This window comes from Pontibacter sp. FD36, from assembly GCF_015686655.1.
In the GTDB taxonomy this organism is placed as follows: domain Bacteria; phylum Bacteroidota; class Bacteroidia; order Cytophagales; family Hymenobacteraceae; genus Pontibacter.
In genome coordinates, this window is record NZ_JADPMP010000011.1 from 147,820 (window position 1) to 165,507 (window position 17,688).

The 17,688-nt window shown below is 46.3% G+C and carries 13 protein-coding genes; 6 read left to right on the forward strand and 7 right to left on the reverse strand.

Translation table 11 applies throughout. From position 1 onward, the window contains the following. From I0P70_RS16465 to I0P70_RS16485, 5 genes are all read right to left on the reverse strand, one after another. On the reverse strand, nucleotides 1-2,985 hold the full coding sequence (locus tag I0P70_RS16465; protein WP_196120073.1) for a TonB-dependent receptor: 2,985 nt from the start codon (nucleotides 2,983-2,985) through the stop codon (nucleotides 1-3). Between the two features lie 551 nt (nucleotides 2,986-3,536). Continuing rightward, on the reverse strand, nucleotides 3,537-5,006 hold the full coding sequence (locus I0P70_RS16470; RefSeq protein WP_196120075.1) for a RagB/SusD family nutrient uptake outer membrane protein: 1,470 nt from the start codon (nucleotides 5,004-5,006) through the stop codon (nucleotides 3,537-3,539). 9 nt (nucleotides 5,007-5,015) lie between these two features. Continuing rightward, on the reverse strand, nucleotides 5,016-8,231 hold the full coding sequence (locus tag I0P70_RS16475; protein ID WP_196120078.1) for a TonB-dependent receptor: 3,216 nt from the start codon (nucleotides 8,229-8,231) through the stop codon (nucleotides 5,016-5,018). A 330-nt stretch (nucleotides 8,232-8,561) separates the two neighbouring features. Continuing rightward, a complete protein-coding gene (locus I0P70_RS16480) occupies nucleotides 8,562-8,948 on the reverse strand; it encodes a TM2 domain-containing protein (protein WP_196120080.1) in 387 nt (128 codons plus the stop codon). Between the two features lie 3 nt (nucleotides 8,949-8,951). Further along, complete coding sequence (locus I0P70_RS16485) at nucleotides 8,952-9,290, reverse strand: DUF2752 domain-containing protein (protein ID WP_196120082.1); 339 nt, start codon at nucleotides 9,288-9,290, stop codon at nucleotides 8,952-8,954. A 105-nt stretch (nucleotides 9,291-9,395) separates the two neighbouring features. Here I0P70_RS16485 and I0P70_RS16490 point away from each other — a divergent pair, with 105 nt between their 5' ends. Further along, nucleotides 9,396-9,611 carry a DUF2892 domain-containing protein gene (locus I0P70_RS16490; protein WP_196120093.1) on the forward strand — a complete coding sequence of 72 codons (216 nt, stop codon included), beginning with the start codon at nucleotides 9,396-9,398 and terminating at the stop codon, nucleotides 9,609-9,611. A 53-nt stretch (nucleotides 9,612-9,664) separates the two neighbouring features. Then, complete coding sequence (locus I0P70_RS16495; protein ID WP_196120095.1) at nucleotides 9,665-10,198, forward strand: dihydrofolate reductase family protein; 534 nt, start codon at nucleotides 9,665-9,667, stop codon at nucleotides 10,196-10,198. A gap of 91 nt (nucleotides 10,199-10,289) precedes the next feature. Here the strand turns inward: I0P70_RS16495 and I0P70_RS16500 are convergent, their stop codons facing one another. Next, the gene (locus tag I0P70_RS16500; protein WP_196120097.1) at nucleotides 10,290-10,511 is read right to left on the reverse strand and encodes a hypothetical protein; all 222 of its coding nucleotides are present in this window, start codon (nucleotides 10,509-10,511) and stop codon (nucleotides 10,290-10,292) included. A 177-nt stretch (nucleotides 10,512-10,688) separates the two neighbouring features. Beyond that, on the reverse strand, nucleotides 10,689-11,954 hold the full coding sequence (locus I0P70_RS16505; RefSeq protein ID WP_196120099.1) for a DEAD/DEAH box helicase: 1,266 nt from the start codon (nucleotides 11,952-11,954) through the stop codon (nucleotides 10,689-10,691). 436 nt (nucleotides 11,955-12,390) lie between these two features. Between I0P70_RS16505 and I0P70_RS16510 the strand changes: the two genes are divergently transcribed. Genes I0P70_RS16510 through I0P70_RS16525 form a run of 4 tightly spaced genes read left to right on the forward strand, consistent with a single transcriptional unit; the run spans nucleotide 12,391 to nucleotide 17,625 of the window. After that, complete coding sequence (locus I0P70_RS16510) at nucleotides 12,391-13,077, forward strand: TetR/AcrR family transcriptional regulator (RefSeq protein ID WP_196120101.1); 687 nt, start codon at nucleotides 12,391-12,393, stop codon at nucleotides 13,075-13,077. A 9-nt stretch (nucleotides 13,078-13,086) separates the two neighbouring features. Beyond that, on the forward strand, nucleotides 13,087-14,826 hold the full coding sequence (locus tag I0P70_RS16515; RefSeq protein WP_230392251.1) for a peptidase domain-containing ABC transporter: 1,740 nt from the start codon (nucleotides 13,087-13,089) through the stop codon (nucleotides 14,824-14,826). Between the two features lie 2 nt (nucleotides 14,827-14,828). Continuing rightward, nucleotides 14,829-16,184 (forward strand): HlyD family secretion protein, encoded by a 1,356-nt coding sequence (locus I0P70_RS16520; protein ID WP_196120103.1) that lies wholly within the window; start codon nucleotides 14,829-14,831, stop codon nucleotides 16,182-16,184. Between the two features lie 4 nt (nucleotides 16,185-16,188). Then, nucleotides 16,189-17,625, forward strand: a complete 1,437-nt coding sequence (locus I0P70_RS16525) for a TolC family protein (protein WP_196120105.1) — start codon at nucleotides 16,189-16,191, stop codon at nucleotides 17,623-17,625. Nucleotides 17,626-17,688 lie beyond the last annotated feature (63 nt).

Sequence of the window (17,688 nt, forward strand, 5' to 3'; positions counted from 1 at the left end):
TTAGAATGTTAGGTTAACACCGCCTGTGATTGATCGTGGCTGTGGTAGAGCAAAGAAAGATTCACCTGCCACTAGGTTAGAGCCTCCGTTAGCTGAAACTTCTGGGTCTGGACCTCTGAAATCTTTTGATGTTAAAGTCCAAATATTTTGTGCCATAACATAAATGCGAGCTGAAGAAAGCACTTTGCTTTTGCTCACAATATTCTCCGGAAGAGTATAACCAAGGGTTACATTTTTCAATCTCAAGTATGAGCCATCCTGCAGATGAAGTGTAGACAACTGCGCGAAGTTTGGAAGAGTTGGGCTATTAAGCGCTGGAGCAAATGCATTTCTATTTTCAGGAGTCCAGTAGTTTAGGAGGTCGGTACTCTTATTATATGCACTTGTCATGTTTTCAGTAAAGCGTAGACCATCAATTAGGACTTTATTTCCATAAGAGAAATTAAAGAATGTATTAAGATCAAATGACTTGTATCTGAATCTGTTAGTGAAACCGCCTGTAAAGTCTGGTATTGCGCTACCTACGACAACGCGATTTGCGCTTGAGTAAGTTGTTGTCACATTACCATCTTTATCCAGCCATTCAGCATTGCCAGTTTCGGGGTTGATACCAACATATCTAACTAGATAGAATGTATTCAGACTCTCTCCCTCAATAGCACGCTGTGCAGAACTTCCTGAAATAAAGTTTCTTCCTTCTGGATCTTTGTTATCAGGTAATGAAAGCATTTCATTCTTTAAGAAGCCCATGTTTAATGAAGTTGTCCACTCAAAATCTGCAGTTTTGATATTTCTGCTTGTCAGCATCAAGTCAAGTCCACGATTTCTCATCTCACCTACGTTTCTAGTAGCACTGGCAAAACCTGTTGTATAAGGATAAGGTTGGCTAGCTAGCAGGCTTATCGTATTTTTTTCGTAAATACTTGCCTCAATATCAAAACGGTCAAACACAGTTGCGTTCAAAGTAACGTCTAGCTGAGCAGTTTCTTCCCATCTTAAATCTGGGTTAGGAACAGTAGTTGGAATCAAACCAGATTTACCGTTGTAATCGGCTCCACTACCGCCGGCGAACAGCCCTAGGTACGCGAAGTTACCAATCCTATCGTTACCTGAAGTACCATAGCTAGCCTTTAGCTTTAGGAAATTTAGGAAGCTTACATTTTGCAGGAAGCTTTCTTCTGATAAGATCCAACCAGCAGCTACGGCGTAGAATGTACCATATTTATTGTTTGCGCCAAATCTAGAGGAACCATCTCTACGCAAAGTACCCTCTAATAGGTATCTGCTGTTATAATCGTAACTCACACGACCAAAATATGACTCAAGTGCCCACTCAGAACCTGTAGCACTTGTTGTAAGAGGTGTACTTGCTGAACCCACGTTTGGTAAATCATCACTCGCAAAACCAGAACCTTCTACCAGCATGTTATCCATGCGCGAAGTTTCAAAGCTATGTCCTGCTAATACACCAATCGTATGTCCGTTAAAAAACTTATTGTAGTTTAACGTGTTAGTAGTTAACCACTTATTATCAGCAATGTTTGACCTGTAACCATAACCACCTGGACTAAGGATATCTGGATCACGGTATTTAGAATCTGACTCAACAAAGTCTATACCCCAGTCTGATCTAAATTTGAAATCTTTCAGGAATGTTACTTCAGCAAAGACGTTACCAGTGCTCCTTACTAAATTGTAATCATTTCTAGTAAGTGCATCTTGTGCTATTGAATTCACAATAAATCCTGTGTTTTGGAAATTTCCGTCAGGACCGTATGGCGTAACCCAAGGGCTTTGCAGATAAGCACCAGTTAATGGAGCAGCAGTACTGTTTTCAACGCCCACACGTCGCATGTCAGAGTTTGACATACTATAATTCACACCTACCTTAACATTTTCAGATACATTGTGCGCCAGATTAAATCGCCCGGAAAGTTTTTTCAACTCGTTACCAATAGTAAAACCTGTTTCATCAGAATAGAGGCCACCAATGAAGAAAGTAGTTTTATCATTCCCTCCTCTAGCAGAAAGGCTATAAGAGTTTATGCTACCCTTCTGAGTTACTCCGTCTACCCAATCATACGAATCTACTCCGTTACCAAAGCTAGGTACCGCAGTTCCTCTTGCTTTTGCAACATCTGTTCTGAATGTTCTATACTCCTCAGCGGACATATACTTAAGCTGGTTTGTTGCTTCAGATACACCTGTAAAATAGTCGAAGTTAACCTGTGTTTTTTGTCCTTTTGAACCAGATTTGGTAGTGATCAACACTACACCATTAGCACCTCTTGAGCCGTAAATAGCAACAGCTGCTGCATCTTTCAATACACTCATAGATTCGATATCATTAGGGTTGATATTGATTAGAGGATTAAGAGCAGCGCTACCACCTTGGTCAGATGCAGTATAACTTCCATCATTTAAAGGAACTCCATCAACCACATAAAGTGGCTGACCGCCAGCAGTAATTGAGGAAGTACCTCTAACTCGTACATTTGCTGCTGCTCCCAATACACCTGAAGAGTTGGTCATTTGAACACCCGCAGCCTGTCCCTGTAGCAATTGTTGTGGGCTGGTCAATGGGGTATCTTTAAAGGACAATGCATCTACAGTAGCAACCGATTGAGTACTAACTCTTTGGTTTTGAGTACCATAACCAACGACCACTACTTCAGACAATTGTTTATTATCCAGTTCAAGTGAAACATTCACGTTATTATTATTTCCGACAGCTACTTCTCTTGTGAGATAGCCAATATAACGGAAAACAAGCGTGTTGCCATCTCCTGCCACGTTAACACTAAATGAACCGTCTGCATTAGTTGCTGTACCAGTAGTGGTACCCTTAACAACTACAGATACCCCAGGAAGAGGTACTCCGTCCCCTGCCCCTGTAACTTTACCTGTTATTGTCCGACTCTGTGCCGCTACTTGGCCCAAAAGCGCAAACAAAAACAAGAAGTTAAGTAGTAATACTTTCTTCATAAACTACACTTGTTTTGTTAGGTTGTTGAAAAATAGATTAGATAATAGAATAGTTTTATTTTCAAATATAAGTAAAATTTTCATCTTAAAAGCTTATAATTTGACAAATTTGTATTCCCTAATTAGTGGATTCTATAATATTCATCTTCTGTTAAAAGGATGTATGTATTTATTTATTACAACCCTATAAATTCTTTCTTTTACTTCCTGATTCACTTGATTATTTCATCACTCTAATGCATGAATTTACTTGTATCAATTTCAAGTTTTAAGTATGACATAATGATAAATCTATAAAATGGGAATGTTTTAGCTAAAACTGAATTTATTCTAATTTGGAAAACTCTCTTTAAATTTTTTTGCAAGGGTTGACATATGACCTTATGTTAATTATTGAATAGAACTAAAAAAATAGAAAAGAATAAGAAGTTATCACTAGCTATAAACAATAAAAGCGGTACAGAGTAGCTCTATACCGCTTTTATTGTTCTTTCTACTTTTTTTGATTTTTAAATCATTGAAAGCAGTTTTAGCCTCTATTTAATTTATAATTATAGAGGATTCTGTTCAATGTTTGGATTAGCATTGACTTCATCTTGGGGAATTAAGAACTGCCATTCGATGCTTCCAGCTGGCACAGTCCAAGCTCTACTGCCAACCAAAGAAGAGTTATGGTTAGCTCCTGATCTGTCAAGCGGACTGTTGGTACGTTTCAAATCAAGGAAGCGGAAACCTTCACCCCAAAGTTCTACTCGACGTTGCGTCATGATTTCATTAATAAGGTCTTGACCTGTAAGAGTAGACTTCTCATAAGCCGCATCTCTATTTTTCGCTAGTGGATATAATGCATCTGCTGCTTCAGCGTATAGTCCTAAACGTGCCTTAGCTTCCGCTTCAATCAAATACATCTCCGCTACACGCATCAATGGAACGTCACCTACACTTAAACTAGAGCTCTTTGCTAAGAACTTCTTATTTGCATATGGTTTTTTCTCTCCATTCGGCGGCACAGGAATGCTTGCTCCAGTTGGATCCCATAGCTGCTTACGAACATCTGTTGCAGATATCTTATCATAAAGCGCAGAATTTATTGCCTTAGGATTTGTTCTAATATTCGTAGAATTGAAATTAGCTGACATAAAAGCGAAGAAAGAGTGGAAGTATGTTTGCTGATCGTCAAGCTGAATACTCCCCCACATCCACTCAGTATTGCTTGCGCTGTTAAAGCCAGCTGTATAAGCTGCATTAGACATTAGAGCAAAACCTGTTCTTGCTTCTGCTGCATACTGTGCAGCAGTAGCCCAATCCTGCATGGTAAGAGCTACACGTGCTTTAATGCCTTTGGCTACATTTATATTTAAATGTGATTTGTTACTACGAGTGGTAGTCAATAATCCAATTGCCTGATCCAAGTCTGCATTAACTTGTGCGTATACCTCCTCTACTGTAGCACGTGGTTGAGGCTCAATTGTCGCAGTCGTTAAAAGCGGAACTCCTAACTGAGAGTTTGGCTTTGCATTGGCATCATAACGTTGAGCGTAAAGTTGTACGGCATTAAAATGCGCCCAGGCTCTGTAGGCATAGGCTTGGCCTTTTATTGCATTTTTCTCTGCTTCTGGACCTTCTGCATTATCAATGTTCTCGATAATGTTATTGGCATTAACAATAGCTCTGTAGTACATGTAGTACAACCACTTCACCGAACTGGCATTAGCATTTCGGTGAAGCTGCCATTGATAAGTTGAGTTAAACCAGCCGTTACCAGCTGAAGTCATAACTACATCTTCACCTAGCATATCCAGATGGACCATGGCGCCACCTTGTCCAGCTTGGTCCATATTCCCCCATTGGAAGTACAAAGACCTGTGTATACCATTTATAGCACCCCAGGCATTCTTAGTTGTTGTAAAAACATCCTGGTCAGACACCGCATTAGTCGGGCGCAGTTCCAGATAATCTTTATCGCATGAAGCGAAAACTAACATACAAGCTGTTAGTGAACTATATATAAACTTTTTCATTTTTCGTAATTATAAAGTTACGTTTAAGCCTAATGAAAGCACTCGTGCCGGGGTGTAGGAGTTGGATGTAACACCAGTAAATGACTGTCCTACGTTCATCCCTTTGCGAGCCGAGAATAGATGCAAGTTCTCGCCAGAAGCGTAAATTCTAGCATTTTGAATTGAGAATCTTGATGAAATTGAACTTGGTACGCTATAAGTCAGAGTAGCATTTCTAATGTTCAGGTAAGATGCATCAACCAACCAGCGATTAGATGTTCCCGCAGCGAAATCTGGTGCATTGCTTACATCAAGTCTCGGCACATTTGTGTTTGGGTTCTCAGGAGTCCATCTGTTTAGGATGTCGCTATGAAGAGCACCGCCATACTGAGCGCCATGTGTCATCAATGTAGCATAAGATCCATCATACATTTTACCTCCTACCTGATAGGTAGCTAGAATTGACAAGGAGAAGTTTTTATACCTGAATGTATTTGTGATACCACCTGTAAAATCAGGGATGGCACTTCCTGAGTAATCAAATCTTGCATTATTTACAGATGTAGTTACAGTGTCACCATTTGCAAGAATTTTGCTATTAGTCGGGTTATATGTCTCAGCCAAGTATAATGGATTACCATTTTCAGGGTCAACACCATACCACTGACGCAGCCAATAAGCATACAAATCTTTACCTTCTTTCAGCTTTTTCGTTCCGCTGATAATTTCCTCCTGCCCTTCTGGCATTTTAGTAATGCGGTTTTTCAAAGCAGTCCAGTTAAAATCGACATTCCATCCGAAATCATCGCGCTCAATAACATCTGCTGACAACTGTACTTCAACACCTCGGTTGTACATAGTTCCTATGTTCAGGTTACGATCAAGTACACCACTTGAAACCGGAAGAGGAACACGGAAGAGCATGTTTGAAGACTGTCTGTTGAAGAACTCGATGTGACCATTTAGCTTACTAAACAGAGCAAAATCTAATCCAACATCGAAGCTGCCACTAGACTCCCATGTAAGATTTGGTGAAGCAAGATTAGAAAGCAGGAATCCTGGCTCAGCACCATTATTAAAGCCCGGTCCACTACCATATAAACCTTGAGAAGGATAATATTCCAGCGACCCGCCTGATGTTAGAACACCGTCATTACCAACTTCACCATACGAAGAACGGAGTTTCAGCATATTAACCCACTCAGGCATTGTGATAAATGTCTCGTTGTCAATTCTCCAGGCACCACCAATAGACCAGAAGTTACCCCAACGCACACTATTGTCAAACTTAGAGGAACCATCACGGCGGAATGAAGCAGATACAGTATACTTATTATCAAAGTTGTAATTCACTCGAGAAAAATAACTTTCAATTCTATGCTGTAGTTTATACCCTCTAAGGCTGTTTACAGAAGCAAAATTGTCTAATTCAATATTGCCAGCTAATACTTCGCCTTGGCGGAACCCATAGTTATAATTGTAGTTATAGTCATAATTCTCGTGACCAACCAAAACATCTACATTATGTTTATCTCCAAATGTATTAGCGTATGACAATAATTGGTTAAGTGTATAGCTAGATGTCGTGGTAAGTGTTCTGCTAGCACGTCCAGCAGGAGCACCATCACCTACAAGAGTATTTTGATAAGAAATACCTTCGTAATTAGTAATATCACCTGCCAGGTTGGTTCTGAATTTAAAGTTATTCAAGAAAGATATTTCTGCGAACGTCCTAGCGCTTAATACATTACGCTTAACCTGCTCTTCGTTTAGCTGAGTTTCTGCTACAACATGCCTTCCTGGGCTCGCACCTGCCGGGCGGTTTGGCAAACCCAATTCATTCATATTACCCAAGTCGTAAATTTTGTTGCCAGCCTCATCAAGAATAAACTCGCCTGTCTCAGGTTTCTGTGCATAAACCGGGAAGATTGGCCCCATGGTTCTTGCGAAATAGAAAGGGTTAACATAACCTGAGGAGCTTTCATCAGATGCCTGATTAGACTGCGTAATATTTCCTGACAGGTTTAATCCTGTGCTGAGCCATTTCTTTGGAGAAGCATTCAAGTTAACACGGCCAGTAAAACGCTCGTAGTCAGATCTAGTTACAAATCCTTTCTCATTAAGATAACCAAGTGACACAAAGTAGTCACTCTTGTCTGATCCTCCATTTAAGGTTACCGCGTAGTCTCCACGAGAGCCTGTTCTTGAAAGCGGTTCAAACCAGTCCAAATCTTTTTCGCTGTAGATGAGCCGTGCATCAGGGTTCAGTGTACCATCCTGCATTACGATCTGATCATTAGGCACGTTAAAAGGATTATAACCCAAGTTATTGTAGATACTATTGATTCTATTACCGTTAGCAGCTGTACCGCCAATAGAGGCAATCCGGTTTGCATCTTCCAATGATCTAGTACCTGAGTAATGCATGCTGTTTCTGTAAGCCTCCCATGCTAATGGGTAATACTGATATGCATTTACACGATCGTATTCTGGTAGAGCCCTTGTTACTACACCTTGGAGGGCTTTAAAACTTACTTCATTACGGTTTTTAGTACCTCTCTTCGTTGTGATCATTACAACACCATTAGCAGCACGTGAACCATAAAGTGATGTAGAAGAAGCATCTTTCAGAACCGTAATATCAGCTATATCTTCTGGATTCAGGTTGCCTAAGGTCCCAGAGTATGGCACACCATCCACAACGTACAGTGGCGTATTTGAAGAGTTTACAGAACTTATACCTCTGATACGAATAGCTGGTCCCTCACCAGGCTGTCCGCTACCAGAATTAGTTTGCACACCCGCGATTTGGCCAGCAACAGCATTAGATATATTGGTCACTGGACGCTGTGCGATCTTTTCTACTGTAACTTGACCAGCAGAACCCACAAATGATCCTTTATCTGCAGTACCATAAGCTACAACTACAACTTCTGATAACTGCTTATCATCTAGTTCTAGCACCACATTAATAGAAGCATTTGTACCAATCGCCACCTCTTTCGCTACGTATCCAATATAGCGAAACACTAGCGTGTTCGCACCATCAGGCACGTTAACACTGAACGAACCATCTGCATTAGTTGCTGTACCTGTGGTGGTGCCTTTTACTATTACAGAGACTCCTGGCAGGGAAGCTCCGTCCCCTGCCCCTGTAACTTTACCTGTTATTGTCCGACTCTGCGCCGCTACTTGGCCCAAAATTGTAAACAAAAACAAGAAGTTAAGTAGTAATACTTTCTTCATAAACTACACTCGTTTTGTTAGGTTGTTGTAAATAGATTTGATAATAGAATAGTTTTTATCTCCAAATATAGATATTAAAATCATTTAACAAAACCTTAACAAAGATTCTTCGTAATATTTTTTTATGCCCTTTAAAAGCCCTCAGACAGCGTTGAAAGCCACAAAATGACGTTTACAACACCTTGAAGGCCACATCATTTGAGAATACAGTAGTCTGAGGAGGGAATAACCAATGCATGACCACCTTTCCAGGTGGTCTCTTTTTTTCAGGAAAAAGCTTGCTTCATACGGAGGGTGTTATAACAACAATAGTAACGACCGTAACAAAAGCTAAACACCGTATCCGCCGGAGTCTCCGTAATTGCCTGATTGCGCCATCACGATCGCGTGTGCCTGCTGCGCTTCCTTGATATTATACTCAAATGCCAGCCGCTTGTAGTTGATCACATCTACTATAGTACCTACAAAACACAGTCCGGCTGTGAACAGGTATAGCAGCCCCATCCCTACATGCCCGAGTACAAAACGATGCACACCGGCTACTCCAAAAAATCCGATAACAGCAGTAATGAGCACAAGCAGCGGTTCACGCCGGCGGGATCTGTAAACAGAAACAAACTGCTGCACCTCGTAGTCCGACATAGCGTTCAGCAGGCCCTGCACATAAGCCATCTCATCGGGCTCAAGTTCAGGCATTAAATTAAATACATTAGCCATAGTTTATAGTTTAGAATGATACAGGTATAACTTGCGTGATTGCACTAACAGCTCCAACACACGCCAGCACAATATAAGCAGAGCAGGCAAGCCCAACGGGTGGGCCTCCCAGGAAGACGCCAGGTCGCCTCTGAATAAATAAGCCACACTATGCCCCAGACCACACCCCGGGCAGCCACCCTGCCACACCCAACTGATGGGACACAAGCTGAACAAATGATTGCCTGCAGGCTCCATACCAGCCAGTAACAGTAAGCCAAGCATCCAGGCACCCGCTTCCGGGAGTACTCGCCAAGCTGCGTAGAAGGCTCTATTTCTGTTAATTTCGTGCATTGTCACCATAAGGTATATTTAATATCGTGATTGTGCAAGTTATAATACATCCAAATGATAACATCTGCCCACATGTCTGTCGTATGACTAGGAAGAATCTAAATAAAGAACAGTATGGAATGCAACGTTGGATTGACTGAACAGAAAGTACGCGTGTTGGCAGGACTTGCCATTATCGGAGTGGGCGCATACTATAATATAAAGGCATTGTCAGCTATCGGGGTTATACCTATTGTTACGGGTATGCTGCGCTATTGCCCCGTCAACCAGGCAATCGGCTACAACGGCTGCACCGGGGAGCAACACCGTGTGAAAAGCGCAGTACTTTAATTATATGTAAAAGCGGCTATACATAAGCTTGGGTTTTACGTACCTATAGCGCTATGAGAAAGATCATCCTGTACATCGCTGCCAGCACCGACGGGTTCATTGCCCGGCCCGACGGAAACATCGACTGGCTACACGACAAGAAGTACAACATACCTGACGAAGACTTCGGCTACACGGCCTTCCTGCAAACGATCGACACCACCCTGATGGGGCGCAAGACTTACCAGCAGGTTATGGGCTTCGACATGCCCTTCCCCTACCCTGACCTGAAAAACTATGTCTTCAGCCGCTCCGATCAACAAGACACGGAGCATGTGTCCTTTGTGAAAGACGATGTGGTCGACTTTATAGAAAAGCTAAAGGAGCAGCCCGGTAAAGACATCTGGCTCATTGGCGGCGGACAGTTGAATGCTACCGTGCTCAATGCTGGCTTACTGGATGAGATTATCCTGACATACATCCCGATTGTGCTGGGGAAAGGAATTCCGCTGTTTTCTGCTGATACGGAAGAGCATAAGCTAAAGCTGATCCCGACTGAGAACAAACTTTACCGCAATGGCTTCCTGCAGGTGAGGTATAGTTGCTGATTATCTAACCCAGAAAGCCCTCAGCTGCATTATGCAGCTGAGGGCTTTCTGGGTTCAGGTGCTAGTACGTTAGGGCTCTGATTGGCTGCGATTACAATTCAGGATTTTCCTGATCGGTTTTTCTCTGCTCCAGTTCTTTTTCGGCATCCTCTTTCTGGTGCTCACGCTCCACTCTTTCATCATCCATCAGCCCCTGGCTAACAGTGTCCGTAAACTGTCTGGAAAAGCCGAAGCTCTCATCAACAGTTGGCACATCATAATTTCCAGTATTAAAAAATAATCCTGAAACGTAGCTTCTTCTACGGCGTCTCATCTCACACTCCTTTCTATTAAATAACGGCTGCTCCGCTATGTATTTATAAATAGTTTATACTATGTTATACGTAAATCATGCAACAATAGACTGGATTTATACCTAAATAAAGGGCATAAAAGAAGCCTGCCCGACAGATGTGTCAGGCAGGCTTCGCAAGTAGGGTACACAGTTAGACTATTTCTTCTTTTTAGCCTTGCTTTTCGCTTTCTTCGATTTGGCGGCTTTTACTTTTGACTCTGTTTCCTCTGCCTCTTTCATCAGGGCTTTCCAGTCAAACTTGGCCTCGGCGCTGAAGTCGATGGTTGCTTCACGGTCTTCAGGGTCGAGCTGCAGCACTTTTATGTCTTTGGTCAGGTAGGTCTGTATTTCATCAAGCATTGGCTTTTCTTCGGCACTGCAAAAGGAGACAGCTATACCTTTGGCCATACCACGGCCTGTACGTCCCACACGGTGCACGTAGTTTTCGGGCTGCTCCGGCAGGTCATAGTTCACCACATAGTCTACGCTCGGGATGTCGATGCCGCGTGCGCTCACATCCGTGGCGATCAGGAGCTTCACCTCTCCTTTCTTGAACTTCTTCAGGGCTTCCAGGCGATCTCTCTGCTCTTTGCCCCCGTGGATGCTCATCGCAGCGATGTCTACGCGCTCCATGGCAGCAACTACGCGCTCAGCCCGCACCTGCGTGCGTACAAAGGCGAGTATCTTTTTATCGGGGTTCTCTTTCACAACCCGCTCCAGGAAGAATCGCTTCTCGTCCATCTCCACGTACATCACGGAATGGTCCACGTTCTTTGAAACCGGGTCTTTCGGGGATATCTGAATGCGCACCGGCTTGTTCACGAGCGAATAGGCAAGTTCCTTGATCTTTTCGTTGATAGTGGCCGAGAAGAACAGGGTCTGCCGCTTGCGTGGCAGTTTGGTGATCAACTGGCGGATGTCGTGGATGAAACCAAGGTCGAGCATGTGATCCGCTTCGTCCAGCACGAGTGTCTCCACACGCTCCAGCCGGATGTAGCCCTGGCTCACAAGGTCGAACAGGCGCCCCGGTGTAGCCACCAGGATGTCTATACCTGCCTCCAGCCTGGCGATCTGCGGTCCCTGCTCCACGCCACCAAACACACAGAAGGTCTTCACGCGGGTATGGCGACCGAGCTCTTCAAACACCTCAGTGATCTGCAAAGCGAGCTCACGTGTAGGCACCATCACCACACACTTGATGCCATCGGAGCGACGGCGGTTGATCTGGTACTGCAGCTTATCCAGCACAGGTATAGCGAAAGCGGCCGTCTTGCCGGTACCTGTCTGGGCAATCGCCAGCACATCCTCGCCTTTCATGATCGGAGGGATCGCTTTAAACTGTATATCGGTTGGCTTCCGGAAACCCAGCTTACTCAGGCTTTTTTTGATCTCATCGGATATGCGGTAGTCTTCGAACTTCATGATAATGCTTTGCTGATTGGCTACTGGTCTTTACGTAAGGTCGCAGCGAATTGCAAAGGTACAGCTTCTTTTTCTGATTCGCCTAAGGTATAGACCCGGCTTGCTACGCCATTTGTTGCACAAGCCAATGCAGCGCAGCATCGCTTCAAAGACTACTCCCCTGCAGCAGTTTATCTCAAGTACTTAACCACCGGCTTACTTTAAGGCATAAACCCGCCAGAAGGTATAAGCTCATCACCTGGCCGAAATACAGTAAAAAGATTAAAAATAAAGAAGCAAAATAAACTTTTATGATAGCATTACTATTATTAAAGAAAGTTGTTATAACTTTGCAGAAACCAATCTCGAATAATGAGCAGCTGCAACAGGAATAGCAGCATCTAAAAAAAGGGAACGGACACTTGACACAGGCGTAGTCTTAAACAGTCATCAGCACATGAACACGACCAGCATTAAAATAAACCTGAACCACAAAGCTTACATGCGTGACCCGGAGAACACCGAACTGGGCCGCCGCATCATCAACGAGAGCATTCGCCTGATCGACGATCTGGGCTTTGAACAGTTCACGTTCCGGAAGCTGGCAAATGTAATTGGGTCTACGGAAGCTTCCATTTACCGCTATTTTGAGAACAAGCACAAGCTGCTGGTGTACCTGGTGTCGTGGCACTGGGCCTGGCTTGACCACTTTGTACTGTTTCACACCAACAACATAGCTGATCCGCGGGAGCGCCTGAGCCGGGCTATAGACGTGATCACATCCTCTGGCATTGACAACCCTGCTACGCTGCACATCAACGAAAGCGCCCTGCACAGGATCGTGATAGTTGAGGCTTCCAAGGTATACCTGACCAAGGAAGTAGACGATGACAACAAGGACGGTTATTTCCTGGAGTACAAGCGCCTATGCCATCACATAGCCGAAATGGTGCTCGCCATAAATCCCGACTACCCTTACCCGCATGCCCTCATCAGCACGATCATGGAGGCAGCCCACCAGCAGGTGTTCTTTGCCGAGCACCTGCCTTCGCTCACCGAGATCAAGGGCACAAAGCGCTCTCCCGAAGAAACGGCTACTTTTTTAAAACATCTGGTATTTGCGGCAGTTGACCAGAAAAGATAAAGCAGACACATGAGTAAAGCATATAAACATAAACCTCTTTACACGCCGATGCAGCGTTTCTGGCAGCTTCTTGCCGCTGAGAAGCGTGAGATCGTGTACCTGTACATTTATGCGATCGTGGCGGGCCTTATCAGCCTTTCGCTGCCATTGGGTATCCAGAGCATCATCGCTTTCATATCGAGCGGCCAGATCACGGTGTCGGTGGTGGTGCTGATCACCCTGATCGTACTGGGCTTACTTATTGTAGGCGGTATGCAAATCATGCAGCTGTGGCTGGTGGAGTACATACAGCAGCGCATTTTTGCGCGCACGGCTTTCGACTTTGCTTTCAGGGTACCGCGGCTGCAGTCGGAGGCGCTGCACCGCTACTATCCGCCAGAGCTGATGAACCGCTTCTTCGACACCATTTCGTTGCAGAAATCGATGGCCAAGCTGCTGACTGACTTTACCACGTCTGCCATACAGATCGTCTTTGGTCTTATCCTGCTATCGTTCTACCACCCCTACTTCATCGTGTTCGGCATGATTCTAGTCATCGTGCTGATCGGCATTCTTTATTTCACGAGTCCCCGTGGCATCGACACCAGCATCACAGAGTCGAAGTACAAGTACAAGCTGGTCGCCTGGCTACAGGAAATGGCCCGTTCGATGAATACTTTTAAGCTAGCCGGTCAGTCTGATCTGCCCACCGAGAAAACCAATGGTTTTGTCACCAGCTATCTAAAAGCACGCAAACAACATTTCCGCGTGCTGATGACGCAGTATTTCAGCTTTGTAGGCTTCAAAACCGTGATTACGGGAGGCCTGTTGGTGCTGGGTGCCATACTTGTGATTCAGCGGGAAATCAACATCGGGCAGTTTGTGGCTTCCGAGATCGTCATCATCCTTATCATGACGGCGGTGGAGAAGATCATCATCAAACTCGATACGATCTATGACATGCTTACCAGCCTTGACAAGCTGGGGCAGGTGACCGATATGCCCCTGGAGGAAGAGCGTGGCGTAGCCATGCCTGACAGAGGACAGGGCTTGTCAATACAGGTAAAGAACCTGCGCTACCAGTACCCGAACGTGGAAGAATATGCTATCAACGGCGTTTCATTCGATGTGCTGGCCTCAGAGCGGGTATGCATCGCGGGCTTTAACCGGTCGGGCAAGTCGACGCTTAGCCAGTTGCTGCTTGGTCTGTACGAGAACTATGAAGGCAGCATCGCCTACAACAATCTCTCGATGCGCGACCTCGACAAGAATAGCATGCGCCGCCTGATCGGTGACAACACCTCCAAGGAGCAGGTGTTTGACGGCACCATCCTGGAGAACATCACGCTTGGTATACCGAATGTGCCGATCGAGGATGTGATCTGGGCGACTGACAACGTAGGCCTCACCGAATTTGTACATGAACTGCCAGACGGCCTGCAAACGGAGCTGACCGGTGGCAGCATTCGCCTGCCGGCCAGTGTGTCGCGCAAGATCATTATGGCCCGCTGCCTGGTGCTGCGCCCTAAAATGCTGCTCCTGGATGATTTCTGGGGAGGTATGGAAAAGCACGAGAAGCTACGCCTGATCCAGATGCTCTCGTCGCAGGAGTTCAGCTGGACGCTTCTTATCATCTCCAATGATCCGGAAGTGATGGCCATCTGCGACCGCACGCTGCTCTTGAAAGGTGGAAAACTCGTGGCAAACGGCAATTACGAAGAGATCCGCCACAGCACACCCTATCAGCAACTGGCCAACCTGACTGTATAACCATGAAAGAGAAAGATCCCTATACCCCTTCGCGGGAGCATAACTCCATGGAGGCGATGGAAATGGTGCGCACACCAGGGCTTGGGCGTACATTAGCCTACTGGATCATCGGCATCGTGCTCTTCCTGATCCTGATCCTGTTTTTGCCGTGGACGCAGAATATTTCGTCGCGCGGCGCACTCACCGCCCTGAATCCGGAAGACCGGCCACAGACTGTGCAAAGCACCATAGCAGGTCGCATCGAACGCTGGCATGTGCAGGAGGGCCAGCTGGTGCAGAAAGGCGACACGATCGTTAGTTTGTCGGAGGTGAAGGAAAAGTTCTTTGACCCGCAGCTGCTCGACCGTCTGGATGAACAGGTGCAGGCTAAGGAAGGAGCCGCTACAGCTACAAGAGCCAAGTCTGAGGCGCTGCAGGACCAGATACAGGCGCTGCGGGAAGGTTTGCAGTTCAGTCTGGACAAGGCTCGCAATAAGATAGCCCAAATACAGCTGAAGGTGCAGAGTGACAGTGCGGATCTGGTAGCGCAGCGTGTAGAAGTGGAAATAGCCCGCAACCAGTATGTGCGACAGGAAGAACTGTACAGGCAAGGTTTGAAGTCGCTGACTGAACTGGAGGCACGACGTCTGAAACTACAGGAAGCGGAAGCCAAACTCATTGCCAACGAAAACAAACTGGGCAGCACCCGTGCCGAACTGCAGAACGCCTATACTGAGCTTAGCTCGTTACAGGCAGAGTATGCCGATAAACTTGCCAAAGCTGAATCGGAGCTTAATTCAAACCAGGCCTACCTGTACAGCACGATTGGAGATGTGTCGAAGTTGCGGAGCGAGTATAGCAGTACGCTGGTACGAAGCACCTTTTATCAGGTGGTGGCGCCGCAAACGGGTTACCTGGTGCGGACACTTCGTGCAGGTATAGGTGAAACCATCAAAGAAGGAGAAGCCATTGCCACCATCATGCCCGAGGACCCACGCCTGGCTGTGGAGCTTTACGTACAACCCATGGACCTTCCCCTGCTCTATCGCGGTGCTCCGGTACGCCTGCAATTCGATGGCTGGCCGGCACTCGTCTTCTCGGGTTGGCCAAACTTGGGCTTCGGTACGTTTGGCGGCAAAGTGGCTGTGATCGACAATACCGCAACCAACGGCCTGTACCGCATGCTGGTGGTGCAGGACCCGGAGCAGGAAGAATGGCCTGAGGCAATTCGCATCGGCTCAGGCGTGCAGGGCTGGGCTATGCTGAACACTGTGCCGATCTGGTACGAACTATGGCGCCAGCTCAACGGCTTCCCGCCAGACTACACGGGTACGCTGCCTGTGGATGGCGCCAACTCCCAGACCAAAGAAGAGAAATAAGTACATGAGAAGATATCCCTTTTTAGTCTTTTCGCTGTTGCTGCTGTGCCTGACAGGTATAGCCCGGCCGGGTATAGCCCAGTCGGCTGACTCGGTGCGGGTACTCACCATGCATGCGCTCTACGAGCAGGTGTTGGCGCATCACCCGCTGGCGGCCCAGGCAGCGCTGCTTGCCCGCCAGGCTGACCAAGAAATACGCATGGCCCGTGGCGGCTTCGATCCTGTCATCAGTAGTAAGTATGGCGAGAAGCAGTTTTCGGACAAGGAGTACTATACCTACTGGAACAACAGCCTGCGTGTGCCGCTGTGGTTTGGTCCGCAATTGCTGGCAGGCTATGAGCGCAACAGTGGCCCCTACCTGAACCCCGAGAAGTACACGCCCTCGAACGGCCTGAGCTACGCAGGTATAGCCATACCGCTGGGGCAGGGCCTGTTTATGGACGAGCGTCGCGCCATTGTGCGACAGGCGCAGCTGCTGCCCCAGATGGCCGAAGCCGACCGCCTCAAGCTGGTGAACAAACTGCTGCTCGACGTGGCGAAGGATTACTGGGACTGGCTCTATTATTATAATGAGGTGCAGGTATACCGGGAGGCCCTGGAGCTAGCCGAAGTCCGCACCCGGGCTGTGAACGAGCGTGCCCGACAGGGTGACCTGGCCGCTATCGACACGGTAGAGGCACGCACCGAGGCCCTTAACCGCCGGGTGTTATTGAGCGCCGCCCTGCAGCAGTACAACAACAGCAAGCTGCGGGTGGAGATGCACCTGTGGGACGAAGGCAATCAGCCGCTGGAGCTTGCCGCCAATGCCGTTCCTTCGGCGGAAGGCACCGAACTGGATCCACTTAGTCCCGAAGACCTGCAGGAGTTGGTAGCGCTGGCCAAGGTCAACCACCCTGATATCGTTAAACTCGACTTGAAGGGACAGCAGCTGGAAGTGGAGCGCCGCTTCGCCGCTGATAAGCTCAAGCCGAAATTGGATGTAGAGTACAACCTGCTGCAGAGTGACTTTTTCATGAACGGAGAAGCTTTTCAGGCGCCTTACATGCGCAACAACTACAAGGTGGGTATCAGCTTCAGCCAACCACTGTTCTTGCGACAGGAACGTGGCAAACTGCAACTCACTAAAATAAAGCAGCAGGAAGTAGGCTTTCAGCAGTCCTTTACTTTAAGGGCAATCGAAAATGCGGTGCAGATGGTGTACAATGAATGGCTGGCATTGGAAGAGCAGATTGCGCTGCAGGAGCAAATGGTAGTCAATGCCCGCATCTTACAGGAAGGCGAGATCATTAAATTCAGGGCTGGCGAAAGCTCCATATTCCTGATCAACGCCCGTGAGCAGAAGCTACTGGAATCACAGATCAAGCTCTATGATATGCGCAGCAAATACGCTAAAATCAAAGCCCAACTCTACTGGTCAGCCGGTAACATGCAGCAGGAATAAACCACAATTCTAAAAAACATAGCAAACATCTGTGGATAAGTGTGAGTTATCAACAGAGTTGCT

Excerpts from the sequence above, each read along its gene's own strand:
- I0P70_RS16510 (WP_196120101.1), top strand. The coding sequence starts at position 12,391 with ATGAACACGACCAGCATTAAAATAAACCTGAACCACAAAGCTTACATG.
- I0P70_RS16515 (WP_230392251.1), top strand. The coding sequence starts at position 13,087 with ATGAGTAAAGCATATAAACATAAACCTCTTTACACGCCGATGCAGCGT.
- I0P70_RS16475 (WP_196120078.1), bottom strand. The coding sequence starts at position 8,231 with ATGAAGAAAGTATTACTACTTAACTTCTTGTTTTTGTTTACAATTTTG.
- I0P70_RS16490 (WP_196120093.1), top strand. The coding sequence starts at position 9,396 with ATGGAATGCAACGTTGGATTGACTGAACAGAAAGTACGCGTGTTGGCA.
- I0P70_RS16495 (WP_196120095.1), top strand. The coding sequence starts at position 9,665 with ATGAGAAAGATCATCCTGTACATCGCTGCCAGCACCGACGGGTTCATT.
- I0P70_RS16500 (WP_196120097.1), bottom strand. The coding sequence starts at position 10,511 with ATGAGACGCCGTAGAAGAAGCTACGTTTCAGGATTATTTTTTAATACT.
- I0P70_RS16505 (WP_196120099.1), bottom strand. The coding sequence starts at position 11,954 with ATGAAGTTCGAAGACTACCGCATATCCGATGAGATCAAAAAAAGCCTG.
- I0P70_RS16525 (WP_196120105.1), top strand. The coding sequence starts at position 16,189 with ATGAGAAGATATCCCTTTTTAGTCTTTTCGCTGTTGCTGCTGTGCCTG.
- I0P70_RS16465 (WP_196120073.1), bottom strand. The coding sequence starts at position 2,985 with ATGAAGAAAGTATTACTACTTAACTTCTTGTTTTTGTTTGCGCTTTTG.
- I0P70_RS16520 (WP_196120103.1), top strand. The coding sequence starts at position 14,829 with ATGAAAGAGAAAGATCCCTATACCCCTTCGCGGGAGCATAACTCCATG.
- I0P70_RS16485 (WP_196120082.1), bottom strand. The coding sequence starts at position 9,290 with ATGGTGACAATGCACGAAATTAACAGAAATAGAGCCTTCTACGCAGCT.
- I0P70_RS16470 (WP_196120075.1), bottom strand. The coding sequence starts at position 5,006 with ATGAAAAAGTTTATATATAGTTCACTAACAGCTTGTATGTTAGTTTTC.
- I0P70_RS16480 (WP_196120080.1), bottom strand. The coding sequence starts at position 8,948 with ATGGCTAATGTATTTAATTTAATGCCTGAACTTGAGCCCGATGAGATG.